The organism is Streptomyces sp. NPDC102437, assembly GCF_044765565.1.
In the GTDB taxonomy this organism is placed as follows: domain Bacteria; phylum Actinomycetota; class Actinomycetes; order Streptomycetales; family Streptomycetaceae; genus Streptomyces.
This window is the reverse complement of sequence record NZ_JBIWKI010000001.1, coordinates 233,119-254,904: the sequence shown is the minus strand read 5'-3', so window position 1 is coordinate 254,904 and position 21,786 is coordinate 233,119. Positions and strand designations below refer to the sequence as shown.

Annotated in this window: 16 protein-coding genes; 8 read left to right on the top strand and 8 right to left on the bottom strand. The window is 71.6% G+C overall.

Annotation, left to right across the window (positions count from 1 at the left end; genetic code table 11):
- The first annotated feature begins 52 nt into the window (after window positions 1-52).
- Window positions 53-4,282, top strand: coding sequence for a S8 family serine peptidase (locus tag ACIRJP_RS01150; RefSeq protein WP_404166891.1), 4,230 nt, complete (start codon window positions 53-55; stop codon window positions 4,280-4,282).
- Between the two features lie 484 nt (window positions 4,283-4,766).
- Entirely contained in the window at window positions 4,767-6,152 is a 1,386-nt protein-coding gene (locus tag ACIRJP_RS01145; protein ID WP_404166889.1) for an MFS transporter, read from the top strand.
- Window positions 6,153-6,219: 67 nt separating this feature from the next.
- Here ACIRJP_RS01145 and ACIRJP_RS01140 read toward each other — a convergent pair whose 3' ends face one another.
- From ACIRJP_RS01140 to ACIRJP_RS01125, 4 genes are all read right to left on the bottom strand, one after another.
- Window positions 6,220-6,699: an NUDIX domain-containing protein gene (locus tag ACIRJP_RS01140; RefSeq protein WP_351263098.1), complete on the bottom strand. Its 480-nt coding sequence runs from the start codon at window positions 6,697-6,699 to the stop codon at window positions 6,220-6,222.
- Window positions 6,700-6,770: 71 nt separating this feature from the next.
- Window positions 6,771-8,357 (bottom strand): apolipoprotein N-acyltransferase, encoded by a 1,587-nt coding sequence (lnt, locus tag ACIRJP_RS01135; protein WP_404166887.1) that lies wholly within the window; start codon window positions 8,355-8,357, stop codon window positions 6,771-6,773.
- Window positions 8,358-8,494: 137 nt separating this feature from the next.
- On the bottom strand, window positions 8,495-9,058 hold the full coding sequence (locus tag ACIRJP_RS01130) for a hypothetical protein (protein ID WP_404166885.1): 564 nt from the start codon (window positions 9,056-9,058) through the stop codon (window positions 8,495-8,497).
- Between the two features lie 59 nt (window positions 9,059-9,117).
- Window positions 9,118-9,903: a glutamate racemase gene (locus ACIRJP_RS01125; RefSeq protein ID WP_404166883.1), complete on the bottom strand. Its 786-nt coding sequence runs from the start codon at window positions 9,901-9,903 to the stop codon at window positions 9,118-9,120.
- Window positions 9,904-9,961: 58 nt separating this feature from the next.
- Between ACIRJP_RS01125 and ACIRJP_RS01120 the strand changes: the two genes are divergently transcribed.
- On the top strand, window positions 9,962-11,134 hold the full coding sequence (locus tag ACIRJP_RS01120) for a glycosyltransferase (protein WP_404166881.1): 1,173 nt from the start codon (window positions 9,962-9,964) through the stop codon (window positions 11,132-11,134).
- A 52-nt stretch (window positions 11,135-11,186) separates the two neighbouring features.
- On the opposite strand, the gene ACIRJP_RS01115 is transcribed toward ACIRJP_RS01120, so the two are convergent.
- Window positions 11,187-12,512: a TerD family protein gene (locus tag ACIRJP_RS01115; RefSeq protein WP_404166879.1), complete on the bottom strand. Its 1,326-nt coding sequence runs from the start codon at window positions 12,510-12,512 to the stop codon at window positions 11,187-11,189.
- 204 nt (window positions 12,513-12,716) lie between these two features.
- Here ACIRJP_RS01115 and ACIRJP_RS01110 point away from each other — a divergent pair, with 204 nt between their 5' ends.
- The 5 genes from ACIRJP_RS01110 to ACIRJP_RS01090 are packed head-to-tail and all read left to right on the top strand — an operon-like array spanning window position 12,717 to window position 17,815.
- Entirely contained in the window at window positions 12,717-13,601 is an 885-nt protein-coding gene (locus ACIRJP_RS01110; protein ID WP_404166877.1) for an ABC transporter substrate-binding protein, read from the top strand.
- Window positions 13,602-13,609: 8 nt separating this feature from the next.
- Window positions 13,610-14,584, top strand: a complete 975-nt coding sequence (locus ACIRJP_RS01105) for an amino acid ABC transporter permease (RefSeq protein ID WP_404166875.1) — start codon at window positions 13,610-13,612, stop codon at window positions 14,582-14,584.
- Window positions 14,581-15,354: an amino acid ABC transporter ATP-binding protein gene (locus tag ACIRJP_RS01100; protein WP_404166873.1), complete on the top strand. Its 774-nt coding sequence runs from the start codon at window positions 14,581-14,583 to the stop codon at window positions 15,352-15,354. The genes ACIRJP_RS01105 and ACIRJP_RS01100 overlap by 4 nt, the downstream gene beginning before the upstream one ends.
- Window positions 15,354-16,973 (top strand): amidohydrolase family protein, encoded by a 1,620-nt coding sequence (locus ACIRJP_RS01095; protein WP_404166871.1) that lies wholly within the window; start codon window positions 15,354-15,356, stop codon window positions 16,971-16,973. Before ACIRJP_RS01100 ends, ACIRJP_RS01095 begins: the two co-directional genes overlap by 1 nt.
- On the top strand, window positions 16,970-17,815 hold the full coding sequence (locus ACIRJP_RS01090; protein WP_404166869.1) for a serine hydrolase: 846 nt from the start codon (window positions 16,970-16,972) through the stop codon (window positions 17,813-17,815). Before ACIRJP_RS01095 ends, ACIRJP_RS01090 begins: the two co-directional genes overlap by 4 nt.
- 40 nt (window positions 17,816-17,855) lie before the next feature.
- On the opposite strand, the gene ACIRJP_RS01085 is transcribed toward ACIRJP_RS01090, so the two are convergent.
- The 3 genes from ACIRJP_RS01085 to ACIRJP_RS01075 form a co-directional block, all read right to left on the bottom strand.
- Window positions 17,856-18,779 carry a LysR family transcriptional regulator gene (locus ACIRJP_RS01085; protein ID WP_404166867.1) on the bottom strand — a complete coding sequence of 308 codons (924 nt, stop codon included), beginning with the start codon at window positions 18,777-18,779 and terminating at the stop codon, window positions 17,856-17,858.
- The gene (gene lysA / locus ACIRJP_RS01080) at window positions 18,773-20,095 is read right to left on the bottom strand and encodes a diaminopimelate decarboxylase (RefSeq protein WP_404166865.1); all 1,323 of its coding nucleotides are present in this window, start codon (window positions 20,093-20,095) and stop codon (window positions 18,773-18,775) included. Before lysA ends, ACIRJP_RS01085 begins: the two co-directional genes overlap by 7 nt.
- 695 nt (window positions 20,096-20,790) lie before the next feature.
- A complete protein-coding gene (locus ACIRJP_RS01075) occupies window positions 20,791-21,717 on the bottom strand; it encodes a carbohydrate kinase family protein (protein ID WP_404166863.1) in 927 nt (308 codons plus the stop codon).
- Between the last annotated feature and the right edge of the window lie 69 nt (window positions 21,718-21,786).

The window sequence follows — 21,786 nt, the reverse complement described above, 5'->3', positions numbered from 1 at the left end:
GCCACGAAGATCAGTTGTGCGACAAGTGCCTGCACCACTAGGACCTTTACGCATGGCAATGAAGTCACGAAGATCGCGTCATGCCGCCCTCGCCGCCGTTGTTCTCACCGGCACGTTGGCGGCGACACCGGGTGCCGCCAACGCGTCCACGCCCGACCCGCCGCAACGAGTGCTCGTCGAACTGTCCGGGAACCCAGCGGTCACCGCCGCGCCCGGTGGATCGCTGCTGTCCGCCGAGGCCGCCCGCGGCGTCGGCGCCGCCCGCCGCGCCCTGGACGCGCGGCAGGAAACATTCCTCGGTTCGGCGAGGAGCGCCGGGCTGCACCCTTCGGCGACCCGCAAACTGGGTCTGCTCATCGATGCCGTGGCAATGACGGTGCCCGCGTCCGAGGTGGGGCGACTGTCCTCGCTGCCGGGCGTCACCGCCGTCCGCCCCGACACCCGGGTGCTGACGAAGACTGACGCGAGCGTCCCGCTGATCGGCGCACCCGGCGTCTGGCAGCGCAAGGACCCCACTGGAAGGCGCGTCACAGGCACGGGGACCACTGTCGCGGTCCTGGACAGCGGGGTGGACTACACCCACCCCGACCTGGGTGGCGGACTCGGCAAGGGCCACAAGGTCATCGGCGGGCACGACTTCGTCAACGGCGACGAGGACCCGATGGACGACAACGGCCACGGCACCCACGTCGCCGGCATCATCGCAGGCAAGGCGGCTGAGAAGGGCGGCGTCACCGGCGTGGCGCCCGGCGCGGATCTGCTGGCCTACAAGGTGATGGACGCCGACGGCTCCGGGTACACGTCGGACATCATCGCCGGAATCGAGGCAGCCTCCGATCCGGCCAACCCGCACCGCGCCGATGTCATCAACATGAGCCTCGGCGGCCCCGGCGACGGCACCGACCCGCTGGGCCGCGCCGCGACCGCGGCCGTACGAGCCGGTGTGGTCGTAGTGGCCGCAGCGGGCAACGACGGACCGGGCGCAGGTACGGTCAACAGTCCTGGCACGGCCGACGGTGTGGTCTCGGTCGGCGCGTCGACGAGCAATCTGCGGCTGCCCAGCGCCTATCTGGCCGGCGATAAACCCGAGTTGATCCAGAGTTACCGCGGCATCCTGTCCGCGAACCCGCCACAGGACCCGGTCACGGCGCCGCTCGTCGATGTCGGAGAGGGCACCGCCGAGGACTGGAAGCGGGTCGGCGATGTACGCGGAAAGATCGTACGGGCGCAGATGCTCGTCGCCGCCGAAGCGCGGTACCTGACGGCGAGCGCCGTGGAGTGGGCGCAGGAGGCGGAGAAGCGCGGTGCGATCGCCGTGCTGGCCGGCCTGCCCTCCAACGACGGCCCGGTCTTCGTCGCCGGAGCACCGGGAGAGCTCACGCCGTCGGAGGTGAACCCTGAGCCGGGAGTGGCCCAGGTGCCGTCATCGCCCGCGCGGATCGACGCCTCCGGCGACTCGCTGCGCATGGACCGCCTGGTGGTCATGGGCATCGACTCGACCCAGTACCAGGAGCTGAGCACCCGGCTCGCCGCCGGGAAGGTCTCGGTGACGCTGCGGGGCACCGACACCACCGACCGGATCGCCTCGTTCTCCTCACGCGGTCCCTCCCAGGACTTCGGCCTGAAGCCCGATCTGGTCGCACCAGGCGTGGAGATCCGCTCCACCGTGCCCAAGTCGCTCTACGGGCCCGGTCAGTACCGCATGTCGGGCACGTCGATGGCGGCCCCGCACGTCGCCGGTGCCGCGGCCCTGCTCCGCCAGCTGCACCCCGGCCGGACGCCCGCCGAGATCAAGGCCGAACTGATCGGCACCGCGAAGCCGCTGAGCGGCACCGGGCCCACGACGCAGGGCTCGGGCAGACTCGATGTGGCCGCGGCCGCCTCCGCCACGGTCAGCGCCTCACCGGCCTCGGTGTCGTTCGGGCTCGCCGATCTGTCCCGGCGTCACGTCGGCGGCACCGCGAAGGTGACGTTGCGGAACTCCGGCAAGCTGCCGGTTGCGACCGCGCTGCGGGCCGAGGGTCCGGCCACGGTCTCGGCGAAGCGGGTCACCGTGCCGGCCGGGGGGACCGCGACCGTCACGGTCTCGCTGCGCGTCGCCCGGCCGGCCACCGACACCGAGATCAGCGGCCGTCTCACGGCGACGCCCGACCGGGGACCGGCGATCAACGTGCCCTACCTGCTCGCCGTTCGGCATCTGGCCGTCCAGGCCGCACCCGACCCGAGCGACGGTCACTCGACCGTGCACATCGCCCCGCCGACCCGGCTGGCCGCACCGCCGGTCGTCACCGTCACCCCGCCTCGCGGCAAGGCCGTCGACGTCACTTCCACACTCGATCCCGCCAGCGGCTACTACCGGGCCGAGGTGACCGGCAGCGTGGCCGGCACCTACCGGGTCTCGGTACACGGCACCGCCGGCACCGGGCAGCTGCTCACCGGCGCCAGCGCCTTCGAGGTCACCCCGGTCGACAGCCGCGGGGACCGCTGGGAGCCGGTCGGCCCCAACAGCGAGGCCGGTTCGGTCGTCCTCTCGCCGAGTCGGCCGAAGCAGGCCGTCCTCACCCAGTACCAGAAGGCGGCTCCCTGGCTGACCACCGACAACGGGGCCTCCTGGCGCCAGTTGGGCCGACTGCCCGTCGCGGACGGCACGGGTCCGCTCGTGGTGGACGCGAAGAATCCCGACCGCTGGTGGTACGCCGTGAACAGCGTTCACGACGGCAGCCGCCGGGGCGCCATCCTGCGCACCGATGACAACGGGCGGACCTGGCGCACGCTCGACGTCCCGGACACCCGCATCATGGCGCTCGCCGCCGATGAACAGACCCGCACCCTGGTCGCGGTCACCTCGGACGCACTGCTGGTCAGCACGGACGCGGGCGACCACTGGACGACATATCCGACCGGCGTCACCGGCGCCGTCACCGCCGCCGCCGTCACCGGTGACACCCTCTATATGACGACGTATCACGGCGTCTGGTCCCGCTCCGGCGTCGGCTCGGGCAACCCCGGCGAGGCACGCCTGCTCTTCGCCCCGCCCGGCGGGGGCGTCGGCGGGCTGGCCGCCGACTCCTCGGTCGTGGCGGTGTATGTCCCGGGCCGGGGAGTTGTCGGTTCCCGTGACAGCGGGAAGACCTGGACCACCCTGCTGTCCATGACGGACGGCGGACTCCGCCTGACCATCTCGGATGACGACCTGTACCTGAGCACGTCGTCCGGCCATGGCCGCCTCAGCCGCGACCACGGTCGGACGTGGACCACGGTCGCCGCGCCGTCGCGCGCAGCGCTACCGATGGACTACGACCGTTGGGCCGACGGTTCCGTCACCGTCTCCAGCGAGCAGGACGGTCTCTACCGGGGTGCCGCGGACGGCACCGGATACCGGCGGATCGGTGTCCAGGGACTGACGATCAACGATCTCGCTGTCAGTGACGGCCACCTGCTCGCCGCCACCGACAGTTCGGTCTACCGCACCGCCCTTCCCGTCGCAAGCCCGGAATGGGGCCAGTCGGGCGGCGAGGGCATGAGGGGCGTGACTGTCCCGCAACTTGCCGTGTCGGCCAAGGATCCGAAGGTGATCTGGAAGGTGCGGCGCACCGCGTTCGGCTCATTCACCGTAGAGCGCAGCGGAGACGGCGGCACCACCTGGCAGAAGAGGGGCAGTTCGGCGGAGGTGCCGACGGCGCTCCTGGTCCACCCCGCCGACCCGAACCGGGTCATGGTCAGCTTCCGAAGCCTTCTGGGCCAGGGGCTGTTCGCCACCAGTGACGGCGGCGCGACGTGGAAGAACCTCTACCACGAGCGCTCCTTCGACACCATCGCGGGCGACCCCGCAAATCCGCTGCGCCTGTGGCTCGGCAACGTCGCCGGTCTCTACCGGTCCGACGACGGTGGGGTGACCGTCACCAAAGTCACCGACGGCCCGGTGACCGCGATCGACCTCGACGGGCGGCGCCTGGTGATCGGCGGCGAGACTGTCCGCGTCAGCACCGACGCCGGCCGGACCTTCCGCACCGCGGACACTGGCGCTCTGGCGATCCATGTCTCCGACCTGCTCCGGGTCAAGGACACGCTCTACGCGGCCACCACCAGGTCCGGAGCCAGCGGCCTCCTGCAAGGCGGCCGCGGCGTACTTCGCAGTACCGACCACGGTCTGAGCTGGCACAACGTCTCAACCGGCCTGCAGAACACCGACACCACCAAACTGGCCGCGAGCCCCGATGCCCGCACGCTCTACGTCGGCACCGTCGACGGGGGCGTGCACCGTCTCAACCTGCGTCACTGATCGCTACGGACCGGGTGCCCGGACGGAACCTCCGTCCGGGCACGCCGACCGGGTTCATCCGGCCGCCTGTGCATGGGTCTCACGGTGCGGGGGCTGCCGGTGCGAGACCACGTGTCACCAACCATGGCCGGCCGGCTCCGCGGAAACCCGCCCCGCCCCGAATGCCGAAGTTCAACGCCGCGCAGTCAGCACCAAGTCAGCACGGCCAGGCGATCAGGGGTGCTGACATGCGGTTGCAGGTCAGCACCAAACCAGCACGGGAGTCACCACCGGGACACGGAACCATGCCGAACAGCGCCATTCAGACAGGCGCCTGCCGGCCTTCAATACGTTCCTTGAAGCAGTCTCGACGCGCCTGTCATGGTGGCCCCGCGCACACCCGACCCGAGAACTATGGTGTCCCGCCACATGTGCCTCTGACCTGCCCATTCCTACGGTGTGGCGACACGAAACCGTCCCCGCCAACCGCCCGGAAGTGGTGTTCATGGCTGCCTCGGCATCCGCCCCGCCGACCACCCGCTCGCTCAAGCGCATCGTCGCAGCAAGTCTCATCGGGACCACCATCGAGTGGTACGACTTCTTCCTCTACGGGTCAGCCGCCGCGCTGGTCTTCAACAAGCTGTTCTTCCCCGAGTCCGACCCGCTCGTCGGAACGCTCCTGTCCTTCCTCACCTACGCGGTCGGCTTCGCCGCCCGGCCGCTGGGTGCCCTGGTGTTCGGCCACTACGGCGACCGGCTCGGCCGCAAGAAGCTGCTGGTGCTCAGTCTGCTGATGATGGGCGGGGCGACGTTCGCGATCGGGCTGCTGCCTACGCATGCCACGGTCGGGGCCGCCGCCCCCGTACTCCTCACGATCCTGCGGCTGGTGCAGGGCTTCGCGCTCGGGGGCGAATGGGGCGGGGCCGTGCTGCTGGTGTCGGAGCACGGGGACGCCGAACGGCGCGGCTTCTGGGCCTCCTGGCCGCAGACGGGCGCACCGGCCGGGCAGCTGCTCGCCACCGGGGTCCTGTCCGCGCTCACCGCGCTTATGTCGGAATCCGCGTTCGGGTCGTGGGGCTGGCGAATCCCCTTCCTGCTCTCCGGTGTCCTGGTGCTCATCGGCCTGTGGATCCGGCTCTCCGTCGATGAATCGCCGGTCTTCAAGGCCGCGCTGGCGCAGGCCGAGGAGCGCAGGTCGAGTGCCGGGACGGCCGAGAAGATGCCGCTCGTCGCCGTGCTGCGGCACCACTGGCGCGATGTGCTGATCGCCATGGGCGCCAGGATGGCGGAGAACATCAGCTACTACGTGATCACGGCGTTCGTGCTCGTCTACGCGACCACGGCGGCGGATCTGAGCAAGCAGACCGCGCTCAACGCGGTGCTCATCGCCTCGGCCGTCCACTTCGCGGTCATTCCGATGTGGGGCGCGCTCTCGGACCGGGTCGGGCGCAAGCCGGTGTATCTGGTCGGCGCGGTCGGTGTCGGGCTGTGGACGTTCCCGTTCTTCGCGCTGATCGACACCCGGAACTTCGGAAGTCTGCTGCTCGCCGTCACCGTCGGGCTGTTCTTCCACGGTGCGATGTACGCACCGCAGGCCGCCTTCTTCTCGGAGATGTTCGCGACCCGGATGCGGTACTCGGGCGCTTCTATCGGGGCGCAGTTCTCGTCGGTCGCGGCCGGTGCCCCGGCGCCGCTCATCGCCACCGCGCTGCTCGCGGACTTCGACAGCTCGGTACCCATCTCGCTGTACGTCATCGCCGCCGCGCTCATCACCCTGCTCGCGGTCGGCTGCGCCAAGGAGACCCGGCACCGGGACCTCACGGACATCGACGGGGCCGCGGCCGCCCCGGACGCCGCCGGGGCGCCGAAGGCCGACGCCCGTACCGTCTGAGTCCGTGGTCGCGCACGTCGTCCGCAGCGCGGCCCGGTCTCCCGGGCCGCGCTGCGGACGACGGTGTTCACTGCCCGGCGGTGGGTTCGAACCAGGTGGGTCCGTCGGTCATGGACTGCTTGATCCGGAAGAGCCCGAACTCGTTCAGCGGCGGCAGCGCGTCCACCGGGAACCAGCCCACCTCCAGCGACTCGTCGTCGTTGACTCGTGCCTCACCGCCGGTCGCCCGGCAACGGAAGGTGACGTCCAGGTACTGGCAGCGGTCGCCGTTCGCGTACTGCACGGGCTCCAGGGCCTGGGTGAGCACCACCCGCTCCGCGACGCAGCGCACGTTGGTCTCTTCGTACACCTCACGCTCCGCCGTCGCCGCCGGCTGCTCGCCCGGCTCGCAGATGCCGCCGATGACCGACCATTTGCCGGTGTCGGAACGGCGTCCGAGCAGCACCCTTCCCTCATCGTCGAAGACGATGGCGGTGACGCCCGGCAGCAGGAGCAGTTGCTGACCCGCGGTGGCGCGGATCTCGCGGATGAAATCAGGAGTTGCCATGGCCCGACCCTAAAGGCTGTCCGTGATCCCCCAGGAATCACAGGACAGCCCTTCCGTGGCGCACCGGTGGATCAGTGGCTGCGCCGGCTCCGTACCGCACGGACGCTGACCAGGCCGAGCCCGGCCACGGCGATCAGCACCAGCACCGCTTCGGGGAGCGTGCCCATCCGGGTCGCGGGCGTCAGCGAGGACCGAAGCGGCACCTCGTCCACGAGCGCGTCCGGGGTGAACAGCTTCGTCTGTTTCACGATCGTGCCGTCCGGGCGGATGACGGCGCTGACCCCGCTGGTGACGGGGACGACGACGGACCTGCTGTGCTCGACCGCCCGCACCCTGGACATGGCCAGCTGCTGATATGTCATCTCGCTGCGGCCGAAGGTGGCGTTGTTGCTGGGTACGGCGATCAGCTGGCCGCCGTGCGTGACGGTGTCCCGTACGGCGTCGTCGAACGCGGCCTCGTAACAGGTCACGAGTCCCACGTTCGTGCCCGCCAGGTCGAAGACCCCGACCTTCTTCCCAGGGCCGAAGTCACGCGCCACCCGGTCCACGTCGGAGCTGAAGATCCGGGCGATGGAACGCATCGGCATGTACTCGCCGAACGGCTGGATGTGGCGCTTGTCGTAGGTGTCGACGGGGCCCTTCTCCGGATCCCACTGGATGAGGGTGTTGCGCAGGTCCCCGCTGTCGGGATCGATCACCGCGCCGACCACGGTGGGCACTCCGATCGCCTTCACCGCATCGTCGATCACGATCCGGGCGTCGGCGTTCCGGTACGGGTCGAGGTCGGAGGAGTTCTCCGGCCACAGGACGAAGTCGGGCTGCGGCACCTTGCCCTCCTTCACCTCCCGGGCGAGCTGTTCGGTGCGGCGCACATGGTTGTCCAGGACGGCGCGGCGCTGGGAGTTGAAGTCGAGTCCGAGCCGGGGCACGTTTCCCTGGATCGCGGCGACGGTCGCGGTGCCGTCCTCGGCCGAGTCGTCGACGAGGGGCAGCGCGGCGAACGCACCGGCGACGGGCACCAGGACGGTCGCGGCCGCGGCGGCGACGGCCGCCCTCGGCAGCGTGCCCGTACGGCGGTGGGCGCGGACCTGGCGTACCGCTTCGCAGAGACCGAAGCCGCACAGCACCACCGCGAAGGAGAGCAGCGGTGTGCCTCCCAGGGCCGCGAGCGGCAGGAACACGCCGTCCGCCTGGCCGAAGGCGATCTTCCCCCACGGGAAGCCGCCGAACGGCACCCGGGCCCGGACCGCCTCGTCGAGCACCCAGACCGCGGCGGCCCACACCGGCCACCAGGCGAGTCGGCTGACGGCGGCGATCCCGATGCAACCGACCGCGATGAACAGCGCCTCGGCGGCGGCGAGCGCCAGCCACGGCACCGGACCGACCTCCTCGCCGGTCCAGTGCAGCAGCGGCAGCATGAAGCCCAGTCCGGCGAGCAGACCGAGGCCGAAGCCGGCCCGGAGCCGTCGTCGGTGCAGCACCCAGCCGAGCAGGGCGAAACCGGGCAGGACCAGCCACCACAGGGGGCGCGGCGGGAAGCTCAGATACAGCAGTACACCCGCGATCACGGCGGCCGGGGGCCGCAGGAAGCTTCGCTTCCGGGACACGGGGGATGAGGCCGGCTGCGCGGCCTCGACTTCGGTGGTGGTGGCGCTCACCCGGCGGAGTCTACGGTGGCCGGCTGTGGGTCCGGCAGCCCCGCCCGTGTGGTGGAACCCTTCGTACCGGATCGTTCCGGCGCTTTCCCGCACAGATCCGGCCCGCTGCCGTCCGAGCGGGGCGGCCCTCGGGTGTTTCAGGTACCGGCCGTCGCTCCGGTCGCCGGCAACTGCAGGCGCTCACGGATGAACCGGACGCCCGCCTCCGCGTCGTCGACCGTGATGGTGAACGTCCTGCCGTCGCCGAGCCGGAGCACCAGGCCCTCGCCCCTGCGGACCACCACGGCCGTGCCCTGCTCCGGTCGCCAGCGGTAGCCCCAGCCGCCCCATTGGCGCGGGGTCACCTCGGGGGCGAATTCCGCGCCCACCACATGGGTGAGCAGAATCCGGCGGCGCGGCAGGCCCATGTGGCCGCAGCGCACCTCCAGTGCGTCCCCGTCGATCCTCACGGCCACGTTCACGAACGCAAGGGTGCCGAACAGCATGAGCAGCCCGGCGGCGACGCAGCCGATCACGGACATCAGCAGCGGGGCGATCCCGGAGGTCCAGTTGGAGGTGACGGCCAGCTGGACGCCGAGCGCCAGGCAGGCGGCGCCCGCGGCCGCGAGTACCCACTGGGCCCGGTTGGTGGCCCGGCCGGTCCAGACGGCGGAGCACGTATCGGCTCCGTCGTCCCGGGGTTTTCGGGGGTGGTCCCTCATGTCAAGCAGCGTACCCAGGATTCCGCACGCCGGGCATGGGACGAACGGGCCCCGCGGGGTCAGCGGGCCGGGCTGACGGCTCCCAGCAGCCGCCCCTCGGCGTAGGCCAGAGCGGCTGTCGGCAGGTCGGCGGGGCGGCCGCTGAGAAGGACCGCGAGAGAGGTGGACGGTTCGGCCGACGGAGCGGGTTCGGCACCGATCCGGCGCAGTGCCTGGGCGGCGACGGCGCCCGCGGAACCGTACAGCGCGACCGGCGGCAGACCCGGCTGCCGCACCGCGTCGCGAATGCGTTCGGCGACCAGTTCGTAGTGGGTGCAGCCCAGGACCACGGCCCGGACGTCGCGCGGGGTGCGGGCGGCGGCCGCGGCGATCGCCAGGTCGATCGCGGTCTCGTCCGCGTACTGCACGGCGTCGGCGAGACCCGGGCAGGGCACCTCGGTGACGTCGACGGAGCGCGCGAATTCGGCGATGAGCCCGCGCTGGTACGGGCTGCCGGTGGTGGCGGGGGTGGCCCAGATCGCGACGGGGCCGCCGCCGGCCACGGACGGCTTGATGGCGGGGACGGTGCCGATGACCGGCAGCGTGGGTTCGAGCGCGGCGCGGAGCGCCGGGAGGGCGTGCACGGAGGCCGTGTTGCAGGCGACGATCAGGGCGTCCGGCCGGTGGGCGGCGGCCGCGCGGGCCACGTCGAGCGCCTGGGCGCTCACGTACTCGGGCGTACGCGGTCCCCAGGGCATGCCGTCGGGGTCGGAGGAGAGCACCAGATCGGCGTCCGGCCTCAGCCGGCGTACCGCGGCCGCTGCCGCGAGCAGGCCGATTCCTGAGTCCATGAGCGCGATCTTCACCCGGTCACCATAGTCGACCGCCCTTGCGCTTCCGTCCCGGTGGGGCAGACTGCGGCGGATGAGCGCCGTTGCCTGGATCGCCGTGGGTTCGCTTGCCGCATGGGTGTGGCTGCTGCTGGGACAAGGGTTCTTCTGGCGGACCGACCAGCGGCTGCCCCGCCGGGAGCCCCCCGCCGGATGGCCGTCCGTCGCGATCGTGGTGCCCGCGCGTGACGAGGCCGACATGCTGCCGGTGAGCCTGCCGTCGCTGCTGGCGCAGGACTATCCGGGGCGGGCGGAGATCTTTCTCGTCGACGACTGCAGCAAGGACGGGACCGGGGACGTCGCTCGCGCGCTGTCCGTACGGTACGGAGGGCTGCCGGTGACGGTCGTCTCGCCGGGTGAGCCCGAGCCGGGCTGGACGGGCAAGCTCTGGGCGGTGCGGCACGGGATCTCGCTGGCCCGGACCAGGGAGCCGGAGTATCTGCTGCTCACCGACGCCGACATCGCGCACGAGCCGGACAGTCTGCGGGAGCTGGTCGCCGCCGCCGGGTCGGGCGGCTTCGACCTGGTCTCGCAGATGGCCCGGCTGCGGGTGTCGAGTCTCTGGGAGCGGCTGGTGGTGCCGGCATTCGTGTACTTCTTCTCGCAGCTCTACCCGTTCCGGTGGGTGAACCGGGCGGGTGCCCGGACGGCTGCGGCGGCCGGTGGCTGTGTGCTGCTGCGGACCGGGGCGGCGCAGCGGGCCCGGGTGCCGGAGTCGATCAGGCAGGCGGTGATCGACGACGTATCGCTGGCGCGGGCGGTGCAGCGCAGCGGCGGGCGGATCTGGCTGGGGCTCGCGGAGCGGGTGGACAGCGTGCGGCCGTATCCGCGGCTGGCGGATCTGTGGCGGATGGTGTCGCGGAGCGCGTACGCCCAGTTGCGGCACAGTCCGCCGCTGTTGCTGGGGACGGTGCTGGGGCTCGCGCTGGTCTATCTCGTGCCGCCGGTCGCGCTCGTCGCCGGGCTGCTGACCGGTGACCCGGTGGCGGCGTGGACGGGCGGCCTGGCGTGGGCCGTGATGACCGCGACGTACCTGCCGATGCTGGGCTACTACCGGCAGTCGCTGTGGTCGGCTCCGTTGCTGCCGTTCACCGCCGTGCTCTATCTGCTGATGACGGTCGATTCGGCGGTGCAGCACCACCGGGGCCGCGGCGCGGCCTGGAAGGGGCGTACGTACGCCCGTCCCGAGGCCGCGCCGGACCGGTGAGCCGAGCCGACGGTGGGCCGATGGCCGCAGGGCCGGCCGGACCGCCGGGGGGTTATTTACGGCCGGGTGTCCAGTTCATGCCCCACCCGTAGGCGTAGTCGATGGTGCGCTGCGGGCTGACTCCGCGCTCGGGGACGAGGTAGCGGGCCTCGCGCTGCACCGTGAGGTCTCCCCCGTTGTTGGTCAGGAGCGCCAGGGCGCAGACCGTGGACGGGACGGTGCATTCGTCGAGCGAGAAGTCGATCGGGGCGCCGTTCTGGGGCTGGAGCGTGACGGTCGCGTGGAGGTCGGCGAAGCTCCGGGCGCCTTCGTAGATGGTGACGAAGATCAGGACGCGCCGGAGCTTGTTCTTGTGGTCGAGGTTGACGGTGAGGTTCTCGCCGGTGGAGACGGCGCCGGTGCGGTCGTCTCCGTCGAGATGGATGTAGGGAGGGTGCTGGAGGGCGCCGAACGCGTTTCCCAGCGCCTGCACGACTCCCTTGCGGCCGTCGGTCAGTTCGTAGAGGGCGCAGAGATCGAGGTCGAGGTCCGAGTGGTTGGCGACCGCTCTGCCGAACTTGCTTCCCCAGCCCTTGAACTGTTTGCGCACTTCCCAGTTGAGATTGACGCGAAGCGCTCCCGAGGTGCCGCCCTGTTTGGCGAGGGAGACCACCGGCGCTTCCTTGGTGAGCGTCACCTTGGACAGGCGGACGGGCGCGGGGGCAGGGGGTGCGGCAGGCGCCGGCGGCGCCATCGGCGGCGCGGGCGGAGCCGACGGCCGGTGGTCGACCCGCGTTGCGCTCTGCGGCTGTTGGGGTGTACGGGGCCGGCGATCGGGCTGAGCCGGCTGGGGCCGCTGCGGTTCGTCGACGGAGATCCCGAAGTCGGTCGCGAGCCCTTCGAGGCCGGTGTCGTACCCCTGGCCGACGGCCCGGAACTTCCAGGCGCCCTGGCGCCGGTAGAGCTCCCCGAGGATGAACGCGGTCTCGATCGTCGCGTCCGCGCTGTCGAAGCGCGCGATCTCCCTGCCGCTCGCCGCGTCCGTGATCCGTACGTACAGCCCGGCCACCCGGCCGAACGTGCCGCCGTCCGCGGAGGCCGCAAGCACCACCCGGTCGATGGCCGGCTCGACGCGCGCCAGGTCGACCGCGAGGCTGTCCGTCGTCCCGTCACCGGCGGTCCGCTTGCCTTCGTGGCGCACCGCGCCGGACGCGTGGGAGGGCTGGTTGTAGAAGACGAAGTCGGCGTCGCCGCGCACCTTTCCCGACGGCATGAGAAGGAGCGCCGAGCCGTCCACGTCCGGTGTCCCCGGGGAGGCGCGCCACCCCAGTTCGACCCGCACGGCCTGAGCCGTCACCGGAACATTGGCGCCTTTTTGCATGGTCATGCTCGCCCCCATCGCGAGTCCGGCTGCCCGAAAACCTTTCCCCGACAACCTAATCCCCCGGACCGTCACCGGAGTCGCGGACGTCCGGTCCGGTCGCCGCGATCCCCCGGACCCGTACAGATTTCGATGGTCAGGCATGAATGGCTTCATCATCTTCCGTTCACCGGGGCGCGGCTGCCAGCATCGGCGCACCGCCACCCCTTGAGGGAGAATCCGATGAATCGTCCCCGTTCTCTGCGCTGTCTGGCAGCCCTGGCCGTGGTGGCTCTCGCGGCCACCGCCTGCGGGCGTTCCGGTCAGGGCGAAGCCCCGTCCGAAGCCGCGTCGAAGGCCGCCTCCGGCCGGACCGCGGCCGAGTTGCTGCCCGCCCAGTACCGGGAAAAGGGTGTGCTCCGGGTGGCCACCGCGGTCGGGTACCCGCCGATGGAGATGTACGAGCCCGGCACCACCCGGCTCACCGGCGTCGACCCCGATCTGGCCAAGGCCCTTGCCGAGCGGCTCAAGCTGAAGCTCGAACTCACCAATGCCGCCTTCGACGGACTGATCCCCGGCCTGGAGTCGGGACGGTTCGACCTGGTCATGTCGTCCATGACCGACAGTGCGCAGCGACGCCGGGCGGTCGACTTCGTCGACTACTTCCGCACCGGCGGCGTCGTCATGACGAAGCAGGGCAACCCGCAGGGCATCAAGTCCCTCGCGGACCTCTGCGGAAAGACCGTCGTCCTCGCCAAGGGCAGCTCCAACCTCCACATCGGCGAGGAACAGAACGCCAAGTGCCGGGAGAAGATGCGGATCTCGCAGAGCGAGGACGCACCGACCGGGCTGCTGCAACTGGACAGCGGACGCGCGGTCGCGACCATCGTCGACTATCCCGTCGCCAAGATGTTCACGAAGAAGAGCAGTTCGTACGAGGTCCTGCCGGAGCAGTACGGCACCGCCCCCTGGGGAATCGCCTCCGCGAAGAGCCAGGGCGGACTGCGCGACGCCGTCCACAGGGCCCTGCAGGAGCTCATCGACAACGGCGACTACAAGAAGATCCTCGACACCTGGGGAGTCGGCGACAGCGCCGTCCCCGAGGCCACCGTCAACGACGGGCAGTGAGAACGGACATGAACCTCCAGAAAACACCCGGGCCCGCCCGCGGCGGGGTGCCGGATGCCGACCCCGCCGACCGGATGCCCCACGAGGACGACCTCTCCCTCCAGGTGACCGGACGCCCGCGTCCCGGGCGCTGGCTCGCGGTCCTCGGCGCCGCCCTGTTCGCGGTGTGGCTCGCCTACACCGTCATCGTCAATCCCAATCTGCACTGGGACATCGTCGCCGAGTACCAGTTCGACGGCGTGATCCTCAAGGGCCTCGGGGTGACCATTCAGCTCACCCTCGTCTCGATGGTGCTCGGCATCGCCATCGGGGTCGTCGTCGCGGTGATGCAGCTGTCCGACAGTCCGGTCCTGCGGCTCACCGCCGGTGCGTACACCTGGTTCTTCCGGGGCACCCCGCTGCTGGTCCAGCTCATCTTCTGGTTCAACCTGGCCCTGCTGTTCCCCGTGATCAGCGTCGGGATCCCGTTCGACGGCCCCAAACTCGTCAGCTGGCAGTCCAACCAGGTGATCACCGGCTTCGTGGCCGCGCTCCTCGGACTCTCCATCAACGAGGGCGCCTACATGGCCGAGATCGTGCGGGCCGGCATTCAGAGCGTGGATCCCGGCCAGCGCGAGGCGGGTGCCTCCATCGGGATGTCGAACCGCCGGATCCTGTCCCGGATCATCCTTCCGCAGGCGATGCGGGTCATCATCCCGCCGTTCGGCAACCAGTTCATCTCCATGCTCAAGACGACCTCGCTGGTCTCGGTCATCGCCGGTGCCGATCTGATGACCGTCTCCCAGCACCTCTACCTCGCCAACTTCGAAGTGGTCGCCCTGCTCCTGGTGGCCTCGATCTGGTACCTCGTGCTCACCACGATCGCCAGCATCGGTCAGCACGCCGTCGAGCGGCGCTACAGCCCCGGTACCGCTCCCGTGCTGGGGAGCAGGATCCTGGCCAATCTCCTGCCCGGACGCGCCAAGAAGGGGGCAACGGCATGAACGACGTGATCCTCAAGGCCCGTGGGGTCCGCAAGAGGTTCGGTGACACCGAGGTGCTGAGGGGCATCGACCTCGATGTCCGCAGCGGTGAGGTGCTCTGTGTCATCGGCCCCTCCGGATCCGGGAAGTCCACGCTGCTGCGCTGCTTCAACCACCTTGAGCGGATCGACGCGGGGCGGGTGTGGATGGACGGTGAGCTGGTCGGCTACGAACAGCACGGCCCGTCGGGCCGGGTGCTGCGCGAGCGGCGCGCCCGGGACGTGCGGCGCCAGCGCGAACGGATCGGCATGGTGTTCCAGCGGTTCCACCTGTTCCCGCACCGCACCGCGGTGCAGAACGTGATGGAGGGTCCGGTCGTCGTCAAGGGACGGTCCCGTGCGCAGGCCGAGGAACAGGCCCGCGGGCTGCTGGCCGACGTCGGTCTCGCGGACCGGGCGGACCACTACCCGGGGCAGCTGTCCGGCGGGCAGCAGCAGCGCGTGGCGATCGCCCGCGCGCTGGCCATGGAACCCGCCCTCATGCTCTTCGACGAACCCACGTCCGCCCTCGATCCCGAACTCGTCGGCGAAGTGCTCGGGGTCATGCGCGACCTGGCCCGCAGCGGCATGACGATGGTCGTGGTCACCCACGAGATGGGCTTCGCCCGTGAGGTCGCCGACCGGGTCCTGTTCATGGACCGGGGCGCCGTCGTCGAGGCCGGGAACCCCGACCTGTTGTTCACCGACCCGCGGCACGAGCGCACGCGGGCCTTCCTGTCGACGGTGCTGTGATGGGCCGCCCCCTCGATCTGCTGCTGCGCGGTGGCACGCTCGTGGACGGAACCGGAACACCCGCCCGGGAGGCGGACATCGCGGTGATGGACGGGCGGATCGCCGTGCTCCCCGCCGGGACCCCGGCCACGGCCGTCGAGACCCTCGACGTGGCCGGGCGGGTCGTGTCCCCCGGCTTCATCGACGTACACACGCACTCCGACGCCCTCGCGGCGCCTCACGGGGACGGCGGTACCGCGGAGGCGGCCGACGACCTCCGTCTCGCTCCCCTGCTCCAGGGCGTCACCACGGAGATCTGCGGCAACTGCGGGACCAGCCTGTTCCCCTCGCTCCCCGAGCGGCTGCCGGAACTCGCCGAGCATCTCAGGGTGACGTTCGGGCTCGGACCGGTGCGGCCCGCCATGGACTTCGACGCGTTCGCCGCCGGTCAGAACCCCGCTCTGCGCCACACCCACATCGCCTCGCTGGTCGGCCACGGCACGCTGCGCGCCGGAGTGATGGGCTTCGAGGCCCGGCCGCCCCGGCCCGGTGAACTGGACGCCATGTGCGCGCTGCTGGACCGGGCGTTGGCCCAAGGGGCGGCCGGTCTGTCCACCGGGCTGATCTACCCGCCCGGCACCTATGCCGACACCGATGAGATCGTCGCGCTGGCCGGGGTCGCCGCCCAGCACGGCAAGCCCTACGTCACCCATCTGCGCGACGAGATGTCACAGGTGGAGTCCGCCCTGGAGGAGGCCCTGGAGATCGCGGTGCGCTCCGGCGCCCCGCTGCAGATCTCCCACCACAAGACCGCGGGCCGGCACGCCTGGGGCGCCACACTGCGCACCCTGCCCCGGCTGGAACGGGCCCGCGCCGAAGGCGTGGACGTGCTGTGCGACGTCTATCCGTACACGGCGGGAAGCACCGTCCTGCACGCCATGCTGCCCCCGTGGGCGAGTGAGGGCGGCGTCGGCGCCCTGCTGGAGCGGTTGCGCCGCCCCGAGACGCGCGACCGGATCAGGAGGGACATCGCCCGGGGCGTCGAGGGGTGGGAGAACACCGTGGGGAACGGCGGCTGGGACCTCATCTCGGTGGCCGCCGCGCAGACACACCCCGAGGCCGAGGGACGCACCATCGCCGAACTCGCGGCCGAGCGCGGCGTCCATCCGGTCGACCAGGCGTGCGATCTCCTGCTGGCCGAGCAGGGCGAAGTGACCATCATCAGCCATTCCATGCGCGAGGACGACGTCCGCCGGGTCCTCTCCAGCCCGCTGTCGATGATCGGCTCGGACGGCGTGCCCAAGCCCGGCCGTCCGCATCCGCGCTGGGCTGGAAGTTTCGCGCGGGTGCTCGGCCACTATGCCCGCGACGAGCAACTGCTCCCGCTGGAGAGCGCGGTGCACAAGATGACCGGACTGCCCGCCGGGCGGTTCGGACTCACCGGCCGCGGCGTGGTCCGCGACGGCGCCGTCGCCGATCTCGTCGTACTCGACCCGGCGTCTGTGCGCGACACCGCCGACTTCGACCGGCCTCTGCTGACGCCCGAAGGCATCGATACCGTCGTGGTGGCGGGGCGGGTCGCGGCGAGAGACGGCCGTCCGACCTCGGCGCGGGCGGGAGAAGTGGTGAGGATCCGATGAGTCTGGCCCAGGTGGCCGCGGCGGCGCGGCGCTCGGCCGCGCTGCCGCTCACCCTCGCCGTCGCCGCCGTCGACATCGACGGCGGCGGCACGGTGGGGGTGGACGAGCACACCGTTCTGCCGGTGGCGTCCGCCTCGAAGCTGCTGCTGCTCGCCGAGGTCGCCCACCGGCTGGACAGCGGGGAACTGCCCGCCGACCGTGTCGTGGAGGTCCTCGACGAGGACGTGGCGGAGGGCACCGGTCTGCTGCGCAGGCTGAGCGGGCGCGGCTGGACCGTCGAGGATCTGGCCTGGCTGACGGCCTCGGTGAGCGACAACACCGCGACCAACGCGCTGTTGCGCCTCGTCGGGCGGGAGTCCACGGCCCGGCTGGCACGGGAACTCGGGCTCGGTCACCTCACGCTGCACGACAGGGTCCGCGACGTCCGGGGCCCGGGCGTGCCGCCCGTCTTCGCCACCGGCACCGCACGGGACCTGGCGCGGCTGGTGACGCACGCGGTGCGCGGCACCATGAGCAGCCCGGCGGCCTCCGCCCGGCTGTTGCGCTGGATGCGTGCCAACACCGACCACGGTCTGGTCCCCGCGCTGATCGACCACGACCCGTACGCCCCGGGCTTTCCCGAACGGCTGCGCGACGGGCTCCTGGTGGCCAACAAGACCGGCACCGACACCGGCGTCCGTGCCGATGCCGGTGTCATCGTGGGCAGGCGCCGGCTGGCGTACGCGGTGGTGGCGCACTGGGACACGGCTCTGGGCCCGAGCACCGAGCGGGCCGCGGTGCATGCCATCCGGGACGTGGGGCGCACCCTCGCGGCCTGTGCCGGGCGCACGACCGCCGGCTGAGAAGCCCCCGGGGGCGCGGTGGGCGTGACCGGCGGGCCGGTCACGCCCACTGCACCTCCAGCAGCGACCGGATCTCCTCGGCGGCCGACCGCAGGTCCGCGAGGAAGATCTTCAGCAGCGGGTTGCGGTTGGTGGGCCGGGTGGCGACGCCGATGCGCCGGTGAAGCCGGGGGTGGTCCAGGCGGCACACATGCACGCCCGCGGTGTCGCCGAGCCCGAGGGCCGGGACGAGTGCGATGCCCATGCCCGCGCGGGCCAGGTTGATCGTGACCTGGTAGTGATCGCTGCGGCAGCGCACCCGGGGCCGGAAACCCTCTGCCGCGCACGCCCGCTCCAGAACCGGTTCGCCGGTGTGGCCGCCGTGCGTACCGATCCAGCTCTCCCCCTCAAGGGCGGCTAGCCGGACCGCGGCGTGCCGCCCGAGGCGGTGCCGCAGGGGAAGGACCACCAGCTGCGGCTCGTCGAAGAAGATCTCCACGTCCACGGTCGCCTGCCGGCACCAGGGGTCGAGCGGATGCTCGAAGACGACCGCGGCGTCGAGCCGGCCCGCCTCCAGGTCGGGCACCAGCTCGTGCGGCTGTCCGAGAATCAGCTCCAGCTCGACCTGGGGCCGGTTCGCCGAGAACGCCGACAGGGCCCGGGGCAGCAGCTCCAGGCCCGAGGAGGCGAAGAAGCCCAGCCGCAGGACCCCCGCCTCGCCCTCGGAGTGCGCCCGCAGGTCGTCCCGGGCCACGGCCATCAGGTCGGCGACCGCCTGTGCGTGCTCGGCCAGGCGCACCCCGGCCGCGGTCAGCCGCAGGCTCTGCGGCTGCCGTTCCACCAACGCCACTCCGAGCTCCTGCTCCAGCCGGGCCAGCTGGTGCGAGATCGCGGAGGGGCTCAGATGCAGCGCCTGGGCCGCGGCCACGATGGTGCCGGTACGGGCGATCTCCAGCAGGACGAGCAGTCGGGCACTGTTCAGCATCGGGTCAGGTTAAGGGCTGTCCCGTGATCCCTGGTGGGCTCGTCCACGTCCAGGCGCAACAGGTCCTCCTCGGTCTCCCGGCGCACCACGGTGCGGGCGTGGCCGTCGCGTACGAAGACGACGGCGGGACGCGGCAGTTTGTTGTAGTTGGAGGCCATGGCGTATCCGTAGGCGCCGGTGACCGGCGTGGCCAGGAGGTCGTCCACCGCGACGTCGGCGGGCAGGGCGGCGTCGTCGACGATCACGTCACCGCTCTCGCAGTGCTTGCCGACCAGCCGTGCCCGCATGGGCCTGGGGGCGCGCGGGCTGCGCGGCAGGAACACCTCGTAGCGGCTGCCGTACAGGGCGGGGCGCAGGTTGTCGCTCATCCCGCCGTCCACGCCGACGTACGTCCGCACGCCCTCGATCCGCTTGATCGTCCCCACCCGGTAGAGGGTCAGCCCGGCGCGGGCGGCGATGGAACGGCCGGGCTCCACGGTCACCGGGGAACCCCAGCCCGCGTCACGCACCGCGGTCCGTACCCGGGCCGCCCATTCGGCGAACGACGGTGCGGTCTGTCCCGCCTCGTACGCGACGCCGAGGCCGCCGCCGACCGTGAGCCGGTGCATCCCGGTGTCGGCGGCGAACCGCGCGACGGCGGCGGCGCCGGCCGCGAGTTCCGCGGTGTCCAGCACCTGCGAGCCCACATGCGCGTGGACGCCTTCCAGGGTCATGGCCGGGGAACCGGCGGCCCGCCGCACCGCGGCCGCCGCGGTTCCGCCGGCGAGGCCGAAGCCGAACTTCGAGTCGTTGCCACCGGTGCGGATCGCCTCGTGCGCGCCGGCGGCCACTCCGGGCGCCACCCGCAGCTGGACCCGGGCGGGCGGCAGGTGTTCCTCGGCGTGCAGCCGCTCGATGCGGTCCATCTCGTCGAAGCTGTCGACCACCAGGTGCCGCACCCGGGCGGACATGGCGGTGCGCAGCTCCGTCGCGTCCTTGTTGTTGCCGTGCAGGACGATCCGGTCGGCGGGCACCCCGCCCTGCAGCGCGACCCGCAGCTCGCCGCCGGAGGCGACATCGAGCAGCAGCCCCTCTTCGTGGGCCAGCCTGGCCATGGCCGTGCACAGGAACGCCTTGGAGGCGTAGGCGACGTTGTCCCGGCCGAAGGCTGCGACCGCCTCCCGGCAGCGCCGGCGCAGATGCTCCTCGTCGTACACGAAGAGGGGCGTTCCGAAACGCCGTGCCAGTTCGGTGAGCAGGACGCCACCGACGGCCAGCCCTTCCGGATGTGTTTCGCAAGTGCCGGGCAGCAGACCCGATTCGATGGCTGACGTCATGAGTTCCTCCCCGGAAGCCGGCTCGCAGCCATCCTGCGGCCTGCACAGGAGGTCATAAAAGCGCATTCTTCTATGGCTGAGCCTCATGGATTTCGATGCTCGCGCCGTGCTGCCGGTGCCGGTGCGCCGCCCCGGCTCGACGCGGCCGGTAGGCGGCCGCACCGGCTCCGCCGGTTCCCGTGGGCAGCCCGGTGGCGCACCGTGTCCCGGGCAAGCCCCGTATTCCTTCGGCGGACGAGGTCACCGTTGAGCGGCCTCAGACCCCGGATCGTCGCCGGTTCGTCCGCTCGCGCCGTACCGGTCACCGCGCCGAGCCCCGTCACGGCCATGAGCCCGTCGGCCGGTGCCGCGGCGGCCGCCTCCCACGGCGGGCCCGCCTTCGACTCGAGTCCGGCCGAGGCGGCGCCGCGGCGCCTGCTCCCGCACCACGCCGGGCAGTGTGCTCCGTGCATCACCCATCTCCCGGAGGGCACCGGCGGCAAGTCGGCCGCGGCGTACCAGCTCTTCAACGAACTGTCCTTGCGCACGGGGCCGTTGGACCACTCCGCCTGGTTCGCCGCCTACGCCGCGCGACGCTTCGGCGGCGCCGACCCCCGCATGCGGCCAGGGTGTGGGAACTGCGCACCGGCCCGTACAGCACTCCGGCCGGCACCCGGAGCGAGTCCCGGGACAGCGGCGCTCGTTGCCGCCACCGGCTACTGGCTCCCGCCCCGGTCGTGGTCCGATGCCAGCAGAACTTCGCGTGGGACGAGCGCGGTGGAACCCGGCGCGGTGCAGGCGTACGCCCCCGCCACGGCTCCCAGCCGGGCGCAGTCCAGCGGATCCCGGCCGGCGAGCCTCCCGTACAGGAAGCCGCAGACGTACGCGTCGCCCGCGCCGTTGGAGTCCACCACCGGTGCGGGCGGGACGGTCGCGGGGATGTGGTGCGGGGTGGGGCCGCCGTCCCGGGTGAGTACGTGGGAGCCGCCCGCGCCCGCCGTGGCGACCACGGTGTCGGCGCGGCCCTCGCGGAGGATCTCCCGCATCAGGGCGAAGGTGCCCTCGCCCGCGCCCGCCGCGCTGAGGAAGACGAGGTCGGAGCGGAGCGCGAACTCCCGGTGGTGGTCGGCCAGTCCGTCCCAGTCGTGCAGGTCCGTGGAGACGGGTACGCCGAGTTCCTCGATGTCGTCGTAGAGGAAGCGCGTGAAGTTCATGATGGACAGGTGGACGTGGCGGGTACGCCGCAACCTCGGCAGGTAGAAGTCCCTGGGCATTCTCAGGTCGGCGGGGTCGCGGGCGTCGTAGAACGACATCCGGCGTCCGGTCGCGTCCACCAGGTTCACGGCGCGGCGGGTGCCCGCAGCGGAGACCAACGGGGCGAACTCCACGTCCCCTTCGGCCAGGCGCTCGCGCACCTGTGCACCGGTCCAGTCGTCGCCGATGCAGTCGAGGAGCGCGACCTCCAGTCCGAGCGCCCGGGTGCCGAGCGCCACGTTCCCCCCGGTGTGGCCCGGCCATTCCTCGATCGGCCCGACATGGACCGAGTCGGCGAGCGGGACGGGCAGGGTGTCGACCCGCACGATGGTGTCCACACCACTGCCTCCGACGACCAGGACGTCGTACTCCGTGTGCTCTCGGGTCACCGCTGAGCCCTCCCGTTGCCGTGGCGGCCCAGTATGCCGTGGGCCGCATGTTCTTCCGCGCTGTCTGTC

Coding starts and splice junctions, on each gene's coding strand:
- ACIRJP_RS01130 (WP_404166885.1), bottom strand. CDS start 9,058: ATGAGGGACCACCCCCGAAAACCCCGGGACGACGGAGCCGATACGTGC.
- ACIRJP_RS01115 (WP_404166879.1), bottom strand. CDS start 12,512: ATGGGGGCGAGCATGACCATGCAAAAAGGCGCCAATGTTCCGGTGACG.
- ACIRJP_RS01105 (WP_404166875.1), top strand. CDS start 13,610: ATGAACCTCCAGAAAACACCCGGGCCCGCCCGCGGCGGGGTGCCGGAT.
- ACIRJP_RS01085 (WP_404166867.1), bottom strand. CDS start 18,779: ATGCTGAACAGTGCCCGACTGCTCGTCCTGCTGGAGATCGCCCGTACC.
- ACIRJP_RS01100 (WP_404166873.1), top strand. CDS start 14,581: ATGAACGACGTGATCCTCAAGGCCCGTGGGGTCCGCAAGAGGTTCGGT.
- ACIRJP_RS01150 (WP_404166891.1), top strand. CDS start 53: ATGGCAATGAAGTCACGAAGATCGCGTCATGCCGCCCTCGCCGCCGTT.
- ACIRJP_RS01120 (WP_404166881.1), top strand. CDS start 9,962: ATGAGCGCCGTTGCCTGGATCGCCGTGGGTTCGCTTGCCGCATGGGTG.
- ACIRJP_RS01145 (WP_404166889.1), top strand. CDS start 4,767: ATGGCTGCCTCGGCATCCGCCCCGCCGACCACCCGCTCGCTCAAGCGC.
- ACIRJP_RS01090 (WP_404166869.1), top strand. CDS start 16,970: ATGAGTCTGGCCCAGGTGGCCGCGGCGGCGCGGCGCTCGGCCGCGCTG.
- lysA (WP_404166865.1), bottom strand. CDS start 20,095: ATGACGTCAGCCATCGAATCGGGTCTGCTGCCCGGCACTTGCGAAACA.
- ACIRJP_RS01110 (WP_404166877.1), top strand. CDS start 12,717: ATGAATCGTCCCCGTTCTCTGCGCTGTCTGGCAGCCCTGGCCGTGGTG.
- ACIRJP_RS01140 (WP_351263098.1), bottom strand. CDS start 6,699: ATGGCAACTCCTGATTTCATCCGCGAGATCCGCGCCACCGCGGGTCAG.
- ACIRJP_RS01095 (WP_404166871.1), top strand. CDS start 15,354: ATGGGCCGCCCCCTCGATCTGCTGCTGCGCGGTGGCACGCTCGTGGAC.